A 17388-nucleotide genomic window follows, 5' to 3' on the forward strand; every position below is an offset into this window, starting at 1 on the left:
AACAATCTCGAAAGATCAACAGCCCCTAGTGTTTATTAACTTTCTTTATTAAAAAGTGCGTCTAGTTTTTGCTCATATTCGTGGTAGCCTAAGTAATCATAAAGCTCCATACGCGTTTGCATATTGTCTATTTCAGCTTTTTGATCGCCGTCATCCAGCAAGGTTTTGTACACTGACTCCGCCGCTTTATTCATCGCACGAAATGCCGATAAAGGGTAAAGCACCATGGCACAGCCCCACTCGCCCAATTGTTTTTTATTCCATAACTCAGTTTGGCCAAATTCTGTAATATTAGCCAATACAGGAACATTTAATGCCTCAGTAAAAGCACGGTAGTGCTGCTCCGTTTGAATGGCTTCTGCAAAAATACCATCGGCTCCCGCATCAACATAAGCTTGTGCGCGAGCAATAGCAGCTTCTAACCCTTCTTGAGCAAAAGCATCGGTTCTTGCCATAATAAAAAAGTCTTCATCAAGGCGTGCATCAACAGCAGATTTAATACGGTCAACCATTTCCTGCGTTGAAACAATCGCTTTATTTGGGCGATGTCCACAGCGCTTTTGCGCTACCTGATCTTCAATATGTACCGCAGCAGCCCCTGCTTTTTCCATATCTTGAATTGTTTTCGCAATATTAAATGCTCCGCCCCAGCCCGTATCAATATCAACCAATAAAGGTAAGCTCGACGCTGAAGTAATACGCTGAACATCAGCAATAACATCATTTAATGAGGTCATTCCTAAATCAGGTAATCCATAAGAAGCATTTGCGACACCGCCACCTGAAAGGTAAATAGCCTGATGCCCTAATTGCTCAGCCATCATGGCACAGTACGCATTAATCGTTCCGACAACTTGTAATGGCTGATTAGCCACTAGTGCCTGACGAAACTTTTTTCCTGGAGAATGGTGCAAATGGCTATCTGTTTTCATAAATATTCCCTCGTTAATAAACTCGACGGTATTCGTGGTTAATGTCTAATTACTGGCAGCTTCTAATTGCTGCTGCGCTATTTTGTTCTCAATGTTTTTTCTAGAGGCTGCAATGTGTCGGCGCATTAACAATTCAGCAAGTTCGCCGTCTCTATCACTAATAGCCTGAATAATATGAGCATGTTCAGAAAAAGCTTTACTGGCTCTAGGGCTGTGCATGCCAAATTGACAACGATACATACGCACTAAATGATAAAGCTGTCCGCAAATAAGATTAATTAATTGTTGATTGTGGCTACCTAAAATAACTTTGTAATGAAAGTCTAAGTCGCCTTCTTCTTGATAATAAGCAACGCCCGCTTTAAGCTGCTCTTTATTAGCATGCTCGCTTAGCATATTCTGCATGTGCTTAATTTCATCATCACTCATATTCATTGCCGCTTGACGACAAGCCATACCTTCAAGCGCCTCTCGGGTAATATACAGCTCCAATAATCCTTCAATAGTACAATCAACCACTCGTGAGCCAACATTAGCTTTGCGTTCAACTAAATGACATTTCTCTAAGCGGTTCAGCGCCTCACGTAACGTTGAGCGACTCACTTGGTAGCGTTTTGCTAACTCAGGCTCACTAATTTTACTACCTGAAGCAATATCACCTTCTACAATGGCTTGTTGCATTTGCTCAAAGACTTTATCGGCAGTGGTGACAACCGTTTGTTTTGTTGGGTTTTGTAAAAGCATAATCCGTATTCGTTAAATAAACATTGCGATAATCTTTAGGCATGTCGATAAACCATTCACACACACCCAAATTGTCGACAATAAAAACAATTACCTTCCATACTAACTTAAAATAAGTAAATAACAAGCCTCAAGACAAAAATTGTCGACAATACAATTAAATTAAGAAAGTTTATTATTTAATGACTAAACTAATACAGTCTCATCATTCTGATGATATTTATTCTATTGGCCATAGAAGAAAATTAATTGAACTGAGCTATAGAAAAGGCTTGCCTGAACAATACTATTGTCGACAAAAGTTATTTTATAGATGACTTTGCACTGAAAAAATCATGTCATTCACCTGCCAATAAAAATAAATAACTAAGTAAACTTATGGCAAAATTAGAATATTCATACTTTTACGGAAATAATTGATATAGTGACTAAAATATTATTAATTGCTACTAAATTAAATTATTCATTATGGATTTATTTCTACTTAAAAAAATTGCCACGGTATTAATAATGCCAATTAATGTCGTATTGCTATTACTCATTATTGCCGTAATTTTTCACTGGAAAAAACCAAAAGCAAGTATCCGTTGCTTAATTGCTGCAACCGTTATTTTATTACTTAGCAGTTTTCCCCCTATTTCAGATCGCTTAATGACGCAACTTGAAGACGATTACCCACCGTTTACTAAAGCCAGTGTACCTATTGATTATATTGTTGTTTTAGGTTGTCGCCATACCAGCAACCCAGCACTGCCAGTTACTAGTCAACTAGGAGATTGTTCATTAGAACGCATGGTTGAAGCGCTGCGTATATTTAATTTACACCCTGAAGCGAGAGTTATCACGTCAGGCTTTGGTGGTAAAAACAAAGAGAGTAACGCACAAAAAGTTAAACAAGCACTTGTTTTATTAGGCGTACCGGCACAAAAAATTATTACCGAAAACTTCCCTAAAGATACAGAAGAAGAAGCTCAGCTTATTTCCCCAAGAATACAAGGAACGGAAGTGGTCTTAGTTACTAACGCGGATCACATGCCAAGAGCGATGGGCTATTTTGAAGCACAAGGGGTTTCACCTATTGCAGCCCCCACTGGCTATTGGGTTAAAGATTTAGATGGCGACAAAAACTGGGGCTATTATGTACCTAACAGTAAAAAACTAGAGCAAACCACTATTGCTTGGTATGAAAGTTTAGGCAAGTTAGTGCAGTGGTTTAAATCTATTTTTTAAACATTTCGCATGACTGCTTATTAAAAATATTCATCTATAATTGCAGTCTCTTTGGGAGGAAATATTAATGACTAAACCAACAAGGATCGTGTTAAAAAACCTTGCTTGTTTAGTCTAAAATCAAGCTAAGTCTGCTGTTATACCGGATTATCAATATCAATAAAAATCACTTCAACATTATGCGTTTTAGCAATATGTTCGCCTAGGGCTTTAATACCATAGCGCTCAGTAGCGTGATGTCCTGCAGCAAAAAAATGAATATCCATTTCGTGCGCAATATGCGTGGTTTGCTCTGATACTTCTCCAGTAAGAAAAGCATCAATTCCCTGCTCTGCAGCTATTTCAATATAACCTTGGCCGCCACCCGAACACCAAGCAATGGTTGTAATTTTTTTATTACTCGGCGGAGTAATATGTAAGCACTGTCGGTTAAGCTGCTGACTCAATTGTGTAGCAAAACCACTACCATTGATTGCACTTGAAAAACTGCCTTGCATTGCCACGCTCATCGAGTTACCAAGCTCTAACGGAGCAACTTGCTCAATATTAAACATGGCGGCTAATTGCGCGTTATTTCCTAGTGTTGGGTGAATATCTAAAGGTAAGTGATAAGCGAATAAGTTAATATCATTCATTAATAGTGACTTAATACGTTTATGCTTCATACCTCGGATTACATAAGACTCATTTTTCCAAAAGTAGCCATGATGTACTAAAATAGCTTGTGCCTTTTCTTCAATGGCACGTTCAATTAATGCTTGTGATGCAGTCACGCCCGTTACAATTTTCGTTATTGTTTCACTACCCTGAATTTGTAAACCATTTGGCGTGAAGTCTTTAATTTTCTCTGGTGCTAAAAGCTCTGTTAAGTAAGCTTCTAAATCTTTGGTTAGTATCATAATTTTATTTTATCAACTGATGGTAATTAGGTGGATAAGTTAGTCAACCCAGCTCGGCTTAACAAATAATTCTATAGTTAAATATGAAAATTAAGTGTTAACTTTCAATTTTTTAAAAATTTATCAAACCGATTCGAGGTAAGTTATTAACACTATTTTTTATTTTGGTGATAGCTTTTTATTTGGTTTTTTGGTGTATGCATAGTACTTACTTTAACCGGCTGAAAACCTGTTCTCAATTGCCATTTAGGTTTAATTGGTGTTAACGGCAATACTCTTTTTTTAGCGACAATAACATATACAGAGCCAAAAGGTTTTAAATATTGCTGAGCAAATTGTTGCCATGTAGATGTTAAGCGATTAGCGCTAATGTTTCCCATTAAGTTCGTATGTAAACAACGTTGATCTGCCAAAATTTCATAGCCCATTAATTGTAACCAATCTTTAATTCTCAAAGGCGAAAAGAAATGCCCTGTCCATGGTGATTGTTTACGTCGATATGGTGTTAAACGATTAAGCCCCGCTAAACTCATAGGATTAAAACCCGTAATAACGAGGTAACCGTTAGGGATTAATACGCGATTAGCTTCTCGAATAATATGGTGGGGATCAAGTGAAAACTCTAACGCATGGCTAAGTAAACAAACATCAATACTATGCTCAAGCAATGGTAAGTCATCAATATCGGCAATAATATTACCCAGTTCATCTTTAGGTGTAATACTAAATTGATTTTGAATAGTACAGTTACTGGTCGTTATTTTAGCGCTTAACGTTCCTAACTTAAGTAGATGATAGCCAAAAAAACGTTGCCACCAAGGAGCAAGCTCATGCTCTATTGCCGACAACACAATGTCACCATTTGGTAAGTCATCCCAAGACTTTGGACTATCTGGTAATGAAAAGGCTAATGCGGGTTTCATAATATATTAATCACTTGCTTGCTAACGTTAAATCAATGCAAGCCAACTCATATAAACATAACCTTTAACTTATTGGCTTGGGTAGAATAAAAATGTTTATAATGAAGTATATACTTATAGTTAACTTTAAGAAATAACCTCTATGGCGATGACAAATACTTCAACAGCTCTTACAGTGACAGCTATCAAAGCTTTTAACGATAATTATATTTGGGCGATAACCTCACCACGTAATAATAGTTTAACACTGGTCGACCCTGGTGATGCGAATGTTTGTATTACCTTTATCGAAAAATATAACTTAAACCTAACTCATATATTAATCACTCATCATCATCATGATCATACTGGCGGTATTGAAGCGTTAGTGAAATACACTCAAAATAGTACAGTTAATGTTTCTGGGCCAAATAATAGCAAAATTATTGGGTTAACTCATAAAGTCAACCAAGGTGATATCGTGACTTTACCAGAGTTACAATGCCAGTTTTCAATTACGGAATTACCTGGACATACTTTAGACCATATTGCTTATATTCATGACGACATGGTTTTTTGTGGTGACACCTTATTTTCTGGAGGCTGCGGTCGATTATTTGAAGGTACGCCAGCACAAATGCATCATTCTCTTGCTAAGCTGACTGCGTTACCTGAACACACTTTGGTTTACTGTGCTCATGAATATACTCAGGCTAATTTAGAGTTTGCAGCAACGGTTGAGCCAAATAACATTATGCTGCAACAATATCGCGAGAAAGTGCTCGCATTACGACAACAAAGCCAAGCAACTATACCAACAACCATCGGCATCGAAAAAGCCATAAACCCTTTTTTACGCAGTAACAGTAATGAAGTTATAGCATCAGCTAAACACTATAACCCTCAATGCATGAGTGACGAAATTAGTGTATTCGCAGCAATAAGAGCTTGGAAAGATAATTTTTAACGCACATTTACTTACAACTAGTGAAAAATTAGTCAGTGAAGCCTCTTTGGAGGTATGATAATCTAATCGGCTAAAAATGAAATAAAGACTTACGGTTGTACATGAAAAATTTCTTAATTCCTGCGCTATTACCTGCCCTTGTTATACTAAGTGGTTGCCAAAGCACTATTTCTTCTAACGAAAAAACAAGTATCGACAATGAGTATATCGCTGATTCTGTTGATATTAATCAAGCACTATTAGCCGATGAAAGTATTGATGTTATTCACCCAGTCGCTGACGTAGAGTTTACACTTAAAGAAGACGTGACCATTACTCATGATAATATTTGGCCGCGTATTCAACAGCAATTAAGCTTTGCAATCCCTGAAAATAAACGCTTAATTGCACAGCGTAATTGGTATGTTAGACACCCTGCTTATTTAAAGCGAGTTGCCAAGCGTGCCGAGCCATTTCTTTATTACATTGTAGAAGAATTAGAAAAAAATAATATGCCAATAGAAATGGCATTATTACCGGTTGTAGAAAGTGCTTTTGATCCCTTCGCATACTCTCACGGTAGAGCTTCTGGCATGTGGCAATTTGTACCAGGTACTGGCAAGCGTTTTGGTATGAAGCAAAATTGGTGGTATGACGGCAGACGTGATGTCGTTGCATCAACTCAAGGCGCGATTAAATATTTACAATACTTACATGGTTATTTTGATGGCGATTGGCTCCTTGCTCTTGCTGCTTATAATTCTGGTGAAGGTCGTGTAAGACGTGCAGTTAAAAATAATAAAGCGAAGAATAAACCAACTGACTTTTGGTCGTTAGACTTGCCCAAAGAAACCAGAGCTTACGTACCTAAACTACTAGCACTGGCTGATATAATTAAACGTCCACAAGACTTCAACTTAACATTGTACCCTATTGTTAATGAAGCAGTATTAACGCAAGTTGACATCAAATCGCAGATCGACTTAGCCAAAGCAGCAGAGCTCTCGGGCTTATCGTTAGCAGAATTACAACGACTTAACCCAGGCTTTAACCGTTGGGCAACTGACCCTGATGGTCCACACCAATTATTATTACCAATACATACCGTCAATAAGTTTGAGCAAGGCCTAGGGAAATTAACCAAAAAAGAGCGGTTAGCTTGGCAACGTTATCGTATTAAACAAGGCGATAATTTAGGTGCTATTTCTAAAAAGTTTAATACAAGTATCAGTTTAATCGAAGAAGTCAATAATATTAAGCAAGGTAAAATTCGTGCTGGAAAGCACTTATTAATTCCTGTCGCAGCAACGTCTCTTGATAATTATGTTTTTTCACAACAACAACGTATTGTTAAAAAGCAAAACAAACCACAACAAGGTCATAAAATTATTCACACGGTTGTTTCTGGTGATAATCTTTGGGATTTGGGCCGAAAATATAAAGTGAATAGTAAGAGTATTGCCAAATGGAATGGCTTTGCGCCAAGAGACACCTTAAAGCTAGGACAAAAGCTCGTTATCTGGCAAAAAAAGACAAATAACACCGCTTCACTTCGCAGTAACAACAGCCAAAACGCGATTATGCGTAATATCACCTATAAAGTGCGTCAAGGTGACTCTTTTGCGCGAATTGCCGATAAGTTTAATGTCAGTATTAGAGATATTGAACGTTGGAATAACCTTAACAGGAATAAATACTTACAACCTGGACAACGACTAAAGCTTTCGGTTGATGTCACTAATAATATTTAATCCCCTAGTTTGATAAAAGGAATATCAACACACAATGCTGTCGTTGGTATTCTTTTTTCAAGTCATTAATATATTTTCATCATAAAGCTTCCACTAAATTAATTACTCTCCTCTCTCCCTTCAATCATTCCAGGCAACATTTGTACTAAAAACATACAACTTGAAAATAATGGCGCGAGTGACTATTTTTATACATTCAATAGCTAATTAAGTCTGAAAAAGTATAAAGTTGTAACGGATTAGCTAATCCTTATGTTTATTAAGGGCAATTTTGTTTTTAAATTGATCTATATCAAATATAAACCCTAACTCCTGTTGATTTATACGCTAGCCAAGAGGTAAAATTACTTGGAATTTGACATATTTAGTTACACAGGTATGAAAAATATCAATGCTCCTCGAGCGAATACATAGAAATAGTATGAATTGTGTCCAATACTTATGTGTCAAAGTAAGTAAATAGCAATTTAACTATCTCTGATTAATAATAACACTGCGGAATCCATAACATGACTCAAAGTAATACGTCAGCAGTAGACTACAACTTCGATGTTGTACGTCAATTTACTGTGATGACTGTAATCTGGGGAATCGTTGGTACACTTGTAGGTGTACTTATCGCGGCTCAATTAATTTGGCCTGCGTTAAACTTTGATACACCTTGGTTGACCTACTCCCGTCTTCGCCCACTACATACAAATGCGGTGATTTTTGCCTTTGGTACTAGTGCTTTATTTGCTACCTCTTATTACGTTGTGCAACGTACCTGTCAAGCGAGATTGTTTGGCGGTAAGTTAGCTGCATTTACTTTTTGGGGATGGCAAGCAGTTATTGTTGCTGCAATCATATCGCTTCCATTAGGTTACACAAGCTCAAAAGAATATGCAGAGCTTGAGTGGCCAATTGATATTCTTATTACTATTGTTTGGGTTTCGTACGCTATCGTATTCTTTGGTACCTTAATTAAACGTAAGGTCTCTCACATTTACGTTGCTAACTGGTTCTTTGGTGGTTTCATTGTTACCGTTGCGGTATTACACCTTGGTAACAGTATGGCTATCCCTGTATCCGGCATGAAAGCTTACTCTATTTACCCTGGTGCAATTGATGCAATGATGCAGTGGTGGTATGGACATAATGCCGTTGGCTTCTTATTAACAGCTGGTTTCTTAGGTATGATGTATTACTTCGTACCAAAACAAGCTGAACGCCCTGTTTACTCTTACCGTTTATCTATTGTTCACTTTTGGGCACTAGTATCACTATATATTTGGGCGGGTCCGCATCACTTACATTACACAGCACTTCCTGACTGGGCTCAATCAGTTGGTATGGTTATGTCTATTGTGTTATTCCTTCCTTCATGGGGTGGTATGATCAATGGTATTATGACGCTTTCTGGTGCGTGGCATAAACTTCGCCATGACCCAATTTTACGTTTCTTAATTGTTTCTCTTTCTTTCTACGGTATGTCTACATTTGAAGGCCCAATGATGGCTATCAAGTCTGTAAACGCATTATCACACTACACTGACTGGACCGTAGGTCACGTACATTCAGGTGCGTTAGGTTGGGTTGCTATGGTTTCAATTGGTGCAATGTACCACTTAATTCCAGTGCTATTTAATCAAGGTCGTATGTATAGCATTCGCCTTATCAACATTCACTTCTGGATGCACACTGCGGGTATTGTCTTATACATAGTTGCTATGTGGATTTCAGGTGTAATGCAAGGTTTAATGTGGCGTGCGGTAAACAGCGACGGTACGTTAACGTACAGCTTCGTTGAAAGCTTAACTGCATCTTACCCGTTCTACTTCATGCGCTTCTTAGGTGGTGTATTAGTTGTAGCTGGTTTCATATTAATGGCTTACAACATGTTCAAAACAATTGGCGCAAAAGACAACAGTCTAAAGCCTGTTGAAGTAGCTTAGGAGACCAACATGAAAAACTCACATGAAAAAGTAGAAAAAAATGTTGGCTTGTTCTTCCTATTCACAGCTTTTGCGATCAGCATCGGTGGATTAGTTGAAATTACGCCATTATTCTTTCAAAAAGAAACCACGACGCCAGTAGATAACTTAAAACCTTATACTGCATTACAAATGGAAGGTCGTGATATTTATATTCGTGAAGGCTGTAACAATTGTCACAGCCAAATGATTCGTCCATTACGTGCAGAAACTGAGCGCTATGGTCACTACAGTGTTGCAGGTGAGCACGTATGGGAACATCCATTCTTATGGGGTTCAAAACGTACGGGTCCTGACTTAGCACGTGTTGGTGGTCGTTATAGTGACGATTGGCATATTGCCCATTTAATTGACCCGCGTTCTGTTGTGCCAGAATCAAACATGCCTGGTTTCAAATGGCTAGCTGAAAACACCTTAGATGGTGAGCTAACCGCTAAAAAATTAGAAACGTTTAACTGGTTAACGCGCAACCGTAGTCATAAAGATGAAAATGGCAACCCTATTCCATTATACAGCCAAGCTGAAATTGATGGCGCTGCTGAAGCAGTAAAGGGTAAAACTGAAATGGAAGCCTTGGTTGCTTATTTGCAATCACTAGGTCATGCATTGAAGTAGCCATGAGTTAAGCCTTTAGAAAAGGAAAAAACAATGGATTACGGTACTCTTAGAGGGTTAATTGCCCTCCTTATATTGGCGTTATTTATTATTATTGTGGTTTGGTCTTATTCAAAAAAACGTAAAGAATCGTTTGACGATATAGCGAATTCTATTTTTGAAGAAGATAAAAATGCAAAAGTAACTAAACAAAGCCATCTTGATAAAGATAGCAAACAGGAGACTAATAATAATGTCTAGCTTCTGGAATATATGGGTTTGGGTTCTTAGCCTTGGCACATTAGTAGGGTGTTTTTTCTTACTACGTATGTGCTTAAAGAACTTTGCAGGTGTTGAAGAAGGTGAGTCTATGGGACATACCTTTGATGGCATTGAAGAGTTAAACAACCCGCTACCTAAGTGGTGGAGTACGTTTTTCTTACTTACTATTGTTTGGGCATTTGGCTATATTGCACTATACGGTTTAGGTAACTGGACTGGCCTTTTAGGTTGGAAAAGCTCTAACCAAGGTATTTTAAATATTGCTGAATCAAAAGCAAAAACATTAGAGTATTTAGAAAAAGACTCTGGCGTATTAGTGCAATATGACCGTGAAATGGCAGCTGCTGAAGCTAAATATGGTCCTATCTTTGCCGCTTACGCACAACGTAGTATTGAAGATTTAGCCAGTGCTAAAAATGTTGAAATAGACTTTGACACTAAAGGTGAATTAACGGCTGAACAAAGTGATTTGTTACAAGCAAAAGAAGCCCTTAAAGTAGGTCAACGTTTATTTATTCAAAACTGTGCACAATGTCACGGCTCTGATGCTCACGGTACCACTGGTTTCCCTAACTTAGCGGATAAAGACTGGTTATATGGTGGAACACCAGAAGCGATCAAACATACGGTAATGGAAGGTCGTATTGCAACAGGCATGATGGCTTGGGAAAGCGCACTAGGTGGCGACCAAGGCGTTAAAGAAGTTGCTGCTTATGTCATTAGTTTAAGTGGTCGCTCAATTGACCCTGAATTAGCCAAAGCTGGTAAAGCTAAGTTTGCGATGTGTGCAGCATGTCATGGCCCTAATGGTGAAGGTAGCTTAGCTATGGGTACACCAATGGGCGCACCAAACTTATCTGACAACATTTGGTTATATGGTGGCTCTAAACGTGCCGTTGAAGAATCAATTCGCAATGGTCGTGCTGGTATAATGCCGCCATGGAAAGATATTCTTGGCGAAGAGAAAGTTCACGTGATCAGTGCATATGTGTATAGCCTTTCTCAAGACTAACAGTTTAATTAATTTCTTATAAATCAGTAATTAATTAACATAAAAAGCCCTTGTTACTAATTGTAAACAAGGGCTTTTTTTATATGTATTTATCTATCATATCCTAGCTGTTCAGCAATAAAAAAGTTATAATATCGCCACTTTACACACTCTTAAAATAAGCAAATCAAATGAAAACTTCTTGGTATCGTGAGCCTTGGGCGTGGTTAGTTTTTGGCCTACCGTTTGTTTCTTTAATTTCAGGAACAACATTTTATATTATCGCAAATAGTAATCCTGATACGGTAGTTGTCGGTGATTATTATAAAAAAGGTAAAGCGATTAACTTTCAAGTATCTAAAGTTAAACTTGCGCAAAAGCTTGGTATGCGTTTTGCGCTAAGAACCGAGGGTAATAATTTAATTATCAAACCAACGGGTATTGAAAAAACTTTCCCGCTATTAAACATTGACTTTGTTCACCCAACATTAGAAGCACGTGACTTCAAACTCACATTAACACCTGATGCTAATGGTAATTTCAGACACTATTTTGAAGAGCCTATTGATGGTAAGTGGAAAATCACACTCAGTTCATTTGAGAATAAATGGAAAATTCAAGACACTATTGGCTTACCACAAAGTGAGTTTATTGAATTGATTCCTGATCCAACAAAAGTGCAGTAACAATTACTACCATTATTTATACATCCCGCTAGTGTTTTATTTTAATAGATTTTAAGCCATGACTCTAAAATGTTTTCATTGTAACGAGGCTGTACCTTCGGGTATAAGCCTTTTGGTTACTATTAATAACACCGAACAGCCAATGTGTTGTATTGGTTGCCAAGCAGTAGCGCAAACCATTGTTGATAATGGCTTAACTCAATATTATTCAGTACGAACTGAGCCTGCCAATAAGGGACAATCGCTCATTCCTGAACAATTACAAAAAAATAAACTACTTGATGAAGCGGCATTACAAAACGAGTTTATTTATCAAGATAATGACACCAAAGAAGCTATTTTAACCATTGATGGTATTAGCTGTGCAGCTTGTGCTTGGTTAATTGAAATGCAACTTGATAAATTGTCAGGCTTGGTCAGTATTAGTGTGAATGCGACTACACAGCGTGCTACTGTTAAATGGCGTCATGCAGAACTCAACTTAAGCGATATTTTAACCGCTATTGAAAACATTGGTTACCACGCTCTCCCTTTTAAAGCGAATGAAGCCGAGTTACGTAATAAAAAACAAAGCAAAGCCTTTATTAAACGCTTAGGCATCAGTGGCATTTTAATGATGCAGGTGATGATGATTGCCACGGGTTTATATTTTGGTGCATTTTCTGACATGTCAGAAGATCATAAACACTATTTCCGCTGGGTTTGCTTTATATTAACCACACCAATTATAATTTATGGCGCCTTTCCATTTTATACGGGTGCGTTTAACGCCATAAAAATGAAACGGCTCTCAATGGATGTCCCCGTTTCCATTGCTATAATACTCGCCTTTACCGCCAGCGCATGGGCGACTATTACCAGACAAGGTGAAGTTTACTTTGAATCTGTCAGTATGTTTACCTTTTTACTGCTCATTGGTAAGTTTCTCGAATTTAGAGCCCGATCACGCGCAGCGCAAGTATCTGCCAACTTATTAAAACTAATGCCAATGACTGCGACAAAACTAACGACTATCACTTCACCAGCAGGTCATAACACCTATGAAGAAGAACTTATTGCAGCGAAACAATTAGTCGTTGATGATCATGTATTAATCAAACCAGGCGAAGTGGTTCCTGCTGATGGCGTTATTGTTTCAGGCTCAAGCCAGCTTAATGAAGCCATGCTCTCCGGTGAGCAATTACCAATTAGTAAATCCGTCACTGATAACGTTTTTGCCGGCACCATTAATGGTGATGGCAATATTACCGTGCAAGTCAAACAGCCTACCAGCCATTCGTTTTTAAGCCAATTGATTCGATTAAGTGAGCAATCCCAAGCGCATAAACCTAAACTGGCGCAACTGTCAGATAAAATAGCTCAGTTTTTTGTTGCGCTGATTTTAATCACCTCTATTTGTACCGCGCTATATTGGCATCAACATCTACCAGAAGAAGCGTTTTGGATTACCTTATCAGTATTAGTGGCAACCTGCCCTTGCGCCCTTTCCTTAGCAACACCTACAGGATTAACTTGTGCAACAACACGTCTTAATAAAGACGGCATTATGATCAAAGGTGGGCATGTAATGGAAGCCGTACCACAATTAAATTGCTTTGCTTTTGATAAAACAGGGACTTTAACCACAGGCGAGTTTCAAATAAACCGCGTGGAAGTTAATGGCGAATATACTAAAGAGAATGTGCTTGCTATTGCTGCGGCATTAGAGGCACACTCTGAGCATCCCATTGCGAAGCCATTTACCGCCCATCGTGACTTCTCAATTCAAGCTCAAAATATTACTGTGCACTCAGGTAAAGGGGTTAGCGGTGATATTGATGCTGATCATTACACTATTGGTAAAAGTGGTTGGGCTATTTCACAATTAGATGAAAATGCACAACAAGCGATAAGCAATCATCAAGATGCAAATTGTACATTAATTAAAAACAACCAAGTTATCGCCTCATTTTATTTGGTCGATCAAATTCGTGACGATGCGAATGCTGTTATTGAAGCGCTTAATAAAACCGGCCGTACTATGCTGCTATCTGGTGATAGTCAACAAGCCTGTGATAAGTTAGCAACGGTGTTACCGCTAAGTTCTGTTGAAGGCTCGCTTAGTGCTCAAGATAAAATGCATAAAATTCAGCAAGCTCAGCAAAATGAAAAACTTAATGTTGCCATGACCGGTGATGGCGTTAACGACTCACCTGTATTTGGCGCAGCGCATGTATCTATTGCGATGGGTTGTGGCGCCGATATTACTAAAAGTGGTGCTGATGTTATTTTACTTAACAATAAATTAAGTAGCATCAATACGCTAATAAAGGTGGGTCATAAAACCCGTCGAATTATTATTCAAAACTACTTATGGGCGTTTGGATATAATGCTATTGTACTACCATTGGCCGTAGCGGGTTATATCACGCCCTACATGGCAGTCATTGGTATGTCAACCAGCTCTATTTTAGTCATAACTAATTCACTTCGCTTGTTGAAAAAGTAATTAGTAAACACCGAGGGTTTAGTGATGAGTATAATGTATATTTTAATTCCAGTTGCGGCGATTTTAACCGCATTAGGGATTTATCTTTTTTTCTGGGCAGTTAAAACAGAGCAATTTGATGATTTAGAAAAACAAGGTATGAGTATCTTGTTTAATGATGATAGCCAGCAAAAAGATCAAGAAAAATCAGCGCCGAGTGATAGCAATATAGCAGCAAAAGCTAACGCTGCACCTCTAGCTACAAACCCCACCAATAATTCAAGCGCTGACGTAAAGAAGTAATGCTAACCGATTTACTATCAGCTTTTATTGTTGGTTTACTAGGCTCAGGTCACTGTTTAGCCATGTGTGGGGGTATTACTACCATGCTAACGTCGGCTACTGAAAAACCTCAGCAACAAGGTGATATTGCGATCACTGAACAGCAGACCTACCCGACAAAATCAAGCAATAACACGTCTTTAATATTTTCATATCATATTGGCCGTATTGCCAGCTATACCTTGATTGGCGCGATTGTCGGCTTTAGTGGCTCATTAGCTGCAAAAAGTATCGGTGTTCCCCTTGGGGGCTTGCGCATGGTTGCTGCCATATTTTTAATTCTACTCGGCTTATATTTAGGTCAATGGTTAATGTGGTTAAACAGAGTAGAAGCGCTTGGGAAGTATTTATGGCGTTATTTGTCACCATTAGCTAAGTATGTCATTCCCGTTAATAGCACCAAAAAAGCTTTAGGTTTAGGGGCTTTATGGGGTTGGTTACCTTGTGGGCTAGTTTATTCAACCCTCACCTGGTCATTAGCGAGCGGAAGTAGCCTAACAGGAGCAGGAATAATGTTATTTTTTGGTTTAGGTACTTTGCCTGCGCTCATAGCACTGTCTCTAGGTATTAATAGCTTTAAAAGCCTTTTGCTTAATGCTAACTTCAAGAAAACAATGGCAATTTCTCTAATATTATATGGCTGCTATAGTTTAACTGTTGCATATCAATTAATGTTCTAATACCCTATCAGCACGGTCGATATTACAGTCCTTTAAATTAAGAGTTATTATCTATTATGCCAAGTAAAAATTGCCCCGGTATACAACACATTAAGTGTCAAAACTGCAGTATTAGTGAATTATGTTTACCTTTTTCACTGAATGAGCAAGAGTTAAATAGCCTTGATGACATTATCGATAGAAAACGTCCTATTCATAAAGGCGATAAAATTTTTCATGACGGACAACAATTACACGCCTTATTTGCTATTCGTTCAGGGACTTTCAAAACATTTACGGTTAATGAGCAAGGCGAAGAACAAATAACAGGTTTTCATTTAGCAGGAGATTTACTGGGTTTTGATGCCATTGCAGAAAGCTGTCACCCTAGCTTTGCTCAGGCGCTTGAAACTTCGATGGTCTGTGAAATCCCTTATAATAACCTTGATCAGCTCTCTAACACTATGCCTAAGTTGAAAAAGCAGGTATTACGTCTAATGAGTAATGAAATTAAAACCGATCAGGCAATGTTAACCTTACTTAATAGAAAAAACGCTGAGCAACGTGTAGCTACTTTTTTAGTGACCTTAAGTGAGCGCTATCATTCGCGAGGATTATCAGCAACTGAATTTAGGTTAACCATGACTCGTAGCGATATTGGTAATTATATTGGCTTAACTGTTGAAACGATTAGTCGTTTACTTAATCGTTTTCATAAAAGTAACTTAATCAAAGTAGACGGTAAATTAATTACTATTGTAGATATTGACGCCTTGTCTGACGTCGCAGAAATTTAATTAGTTATAGCTTTTCCTCCTCCACCGAGATAGCTCCGTTTATCTCGGTGTTTAATGAAATCAATTCATAATATCTTAATTTAAATCAAGCATTCACTCCTCAATTTTGCTATAAAGTAGTTATGAATTACTTTTATTAACGAGAGGTTTACCATGGAAATGTATCAAAATATACTGGTTATTATCGACCCAACAACTGATGAGCAAAAAGCCTTAAAGCGAGCTGTAGATCTAGCCTCACGTATTCATAAAAATAACAATACAGCCATTAATATTACTGCTTTTTTCAGCATTTTTGATTTTTCCTATGAGATGACAACAATACTATCTCATAACGAACGCGACTCTATGCGTCAAATGGTTATCGATGAGAAACAAAAATGGTTAGATGAAATTATTGCCGAAATAGCGCCTAATACGCAAGTAACTAGCAAAGTCGTATGGCATAACAGGCCTTACGAAGCCATTATCAATCAAGTAATTGAGCACAACTTTGATCTGGTTATTAAAGGAACTCATCAACATGATAAATTTAAATCAGTAGTCTTTACACCTACTGATTGGCATATCCTGAGAAAGTGTCCATGCCCGGTATTGTTAGTCAAAGATCACGAGTGGCCAAAAAATGGTAATATTCTAGCAGCTCTTAATATTGGTAGTGATGAGAGCGAACATAGCTCGCTCAATAGCAAAATAACAAAGCAAGCTAAACAACTAACAGGTGTGGTTGACGGTAATTTACACTTAGTCAACTCTTACCCTGGCACCCCAATTAATATCGCTATTGAAGTTCCTGAGTTTGATGCCACCGAATACAATGCAGTCATGCTAAAGCATCACCAAGAAGCCATGAACACACATGCTGAACAATTTGGTGTTGAATTAACAAACACTCATATTGGTGAAGGCTTACCAGAAACGGTTATTGAAGAGTTTGCCCGAAAACTAGATGCTGAATTAGTTGTTTTAGGAACCATTGGTCGTACTGGCATATCAGCAGCGTTGATTGGTAATACCGCTGAACATGTGATTGATCAGTTAAACTGTGATGTATTAGCGTTAAAACCTGACGGTTATATTTCTCCGCTGGCTAACTAGCATTAAATAAATGTAAATAAACCAACCGAAGCAAAAATACCTATAAATCAAGCAGCTTAATATAAACTAGGCTGCTTTTCTTTGTTATTGAAGGT

At 38.0% G+C, this 17388-nt stretch carries 17 protein-coding genes; 13 read left to right on the top strand and 4 right to left on the bottom strand.

Annotated features, from left to right (window positions below; translation table 11 throughout):
• Nucleotides 1-35: 35 nt before the first annotated feature.
• Nucleotides 36-932 (bottom strand): methylisocitrate lyase, encoded by an 897-nt coding sequence (gene prpB / locus KO495_RS06400; protein ID WP_215979572.1) that lies wholly within the window; start codon nt 930-932, stop codon nt 36-38.
• A gap of 45 nt (nt 933-977) precedes the next feature.
• Nucleotides 978-1676 (bottom strand): GntR family transcriptional regulator, encoded by a 699-nt coding sequence (locus tag KO495_RS06405; protein WP_215979573.1) that lies wholly within the window; start codon nt 1674-1676, stop codon nt 978-980.
• A 510-nt stretch (nt 1677-2186) separates the two neighbouring features.
• Between KO495_RS06405 and KO495_RS06410 the strand changes: the two genes are divergently transcribed.
• Nucleotides 2187-2906 carry an ElyC/SanA/YdcF family protein gene (locus tag KO495_RS06410; RefSeq protein WP_252738839.1) on the top strand — a complete coding sequence of 240 codons (720 nt, stop codon included), beginning with the start codon at nt 2187-2189 and terminating at the stop codon, nt 2904-2906.
• 137 nt (nt 2907-3043) lie between these two features.
• On the opposite strand, the gene KO495_RS06415 is transcribed toward KO495_RS06410, so the two are convergent.
• Together KO495_RS06415 and KO495_RS06420 are read right to left on the bottom strand one after the other, a co-directional pair.
• Nucleotides 3044-3805, bottom strand: coding sequence for a Nif3-like dinuclear metal center hexameric protein (locus KO495_RS06415; protein WP_215979575.1), 762 nt, complete (start codon nt 3803-3805; stop codon nt 3044-3046).
• Between the two features lie 152 nt (nt 3806-3957).
• On the bottom strand, nt 3958-4728 hold the full coding sequence (locus KO495_RS06420) for a class I SAM-dependent methyltransferase (protein WP_215979576.1): 771 nt from the start codon (nt 4726-4728) through the stop codon (nt 3958-3960).
• Nucleotides 4729-4876: 148 nt separating this feature from the next.
• Here KO495_RS06420 and gloB point away from each other — a divergent pair, with 148 nt between their 5' ends.
• The 12 genes from gloB to uspE all read left to right on the top strand — a co-directional run bounded on the left by gloB (nt 4877) and on the right by uspE (nt 17293).
• A complete protein-coding gene (gloB, locus tag KO495_RS06425; RefSeq protein ID WP_215979617.1) occupies nt 4877-5674 on the top strand; it encodes a hydroxyacylglutathione hydrolase in 798 nt (265 codons plus the stop codon).
• Between the two features lie 101 nt (nt 5675-5775).
• Nucleotides 5776-7404, top strand: a complete 1629-nt coding sequence (locus KO495_RS06430; RefSeq protein WP_215979577.1) for a LysM peptidoglycan-binding domain-containing protein — start codon at nt 5776-5778, stop codon at nt 7402-7404.
• A 509-nt stretch (nt 7405-7913) separates the two neighbouring features.
• Complete coding sequence (gene ccoN, locus KO495_RS06435) at nt 7914-9338, top strand: cytochrome-c oxidase, cbb3-type subunit I (protein ID WP_215979578.1); 1425 nt, start codon at nt 7914-7916, stop codon at nt 9336-9338.
• A 9-nt stretch (nt 9339-9347) separates the two neighbouring features.
• A complete protein-coding gene (ccoO, locus tag KO495_RS06440) occupies nt 9348-9992 on the top strand; it encodes a cytochrome-c oxidase, cbb3-type subunit II (RefSeq protein ID WP_215979579.1) in 645 nt (214 codons plus the stop codon).
• Nucleotides 9993-10025: 33 nt separating this feature from the next.
• Nucleotides 10026-10232, top strand: a complete 207-nt coding sequence (locus KO495_RS06445) for a CcoQ/FixQ family Cbb3-type cytochrome c oxidase assembly chaperone (RefSeq protein ID WP_215979580.1) — start codon at nt 10026-10028, stop codon at nt 10230-10232.
• On the top strand, nt 10225-11265 hold the full coding sequence (locus KO495_RS06450; protein ID WP_215979581.1) for a c-type cytochrome: 1041 nt from the start codon (nt 10225-10227) through the stop codon (nt 11263-11265). The genes KO495_RS06445 and KO495_RS06450 overlap by 8 nt, the downstream gene beginning before the upstream one ends.
• Before the next feature lie 170 nt (nt 11266-11435).
• The gene (locus KO495_RS06455) at nt 11436-11930 is read left to right on the top strand and encodes a FixH family protein (protein ID WP_215979582.1); all 495 of its coding nucleotides are present in this window, start codon (nt 11436-11438) and stop codon (nt 11928-11930) included.
• A gap of 58 nt (nt 11931-11988) precedes the next feature.
• On the top strand, nt 11989-14418 hold the full coding sequence (locus KO495_RS06460) for a heavy metal translocating P-type ATPase (RefSeq protein ID WP_215979583.1): 2430 nt from the start codon (nt 11989-11991) through the stop codon (nt 14416-14418).
• Nucleotides 14419-14442: 24 nt separating this feature from the next.
• Nucleotides 14443-14700 (top strand): cbb3-type cytochrome oxidase assembly protein CcoS, encoded by a 258-nt coding sequence (gene ccoS / locus KO495_RS06465; RefSeq protein ID WP_215979584.1) that lies wholly within the window; start codon nt 14443-14445, stop codon nt 14698-14700.
• Nucleotides 14700-15419 (top strand): sulfite exporter TauE/SafE family protein, encoded by a 720-nt coding sequence (locus tag KO495_RS06470; RefSeq protein ID WP_215979585.1) that lies wholly within the window; start codon nt 14700-14702, stop codon nt 15417-15419. The genes ccoS and KO495_RS06470 overlap by 1 nt, the downstream gene beginning before the upstream one ends.
• Nucleotides 15420-15475: 56 nt before the next feature.
• Nucleotides 15476-16195 carry a fumarate/nitrate reduction transcriptional regulator Fnr gene (fnr, locus tag KO495_RS06475; protein ID WP_215979586.1) on the top strand — a complete coding sequence of 240 codons (720 nt, stop codon included), beginning with the start codon at nt 15476-15478 and terminating at the stop codon, nt 16193-16195.
• Nucleotides 16196-16348: 153 nt separating this feature from the next.
• Nucleotides 16349-17293: a universal stress protein UspE gene (gene uspE / locus KO495_RS06480; protein ID WP_215979587.1), complete on the top strand. Its 945-nt coding sequence runs from the start codon at nt 16349-16351 to the stop codon at nt 17291-17293.
• Nucleotides 17294-17388 lie beyond the last annotated feature (95 nt).

Origin of the sequence: Colwellia sp. D2M02 (genome assembly GCF_018860755.1) — a bacterium.
Taxonomy (GTDB): domain Bacteria; phylum Pseudomonadota; class Gammaproteobacteria; order Enterobacterales; family Alteromonadaceae; genus Colwellia; species Colwellia asteriadis.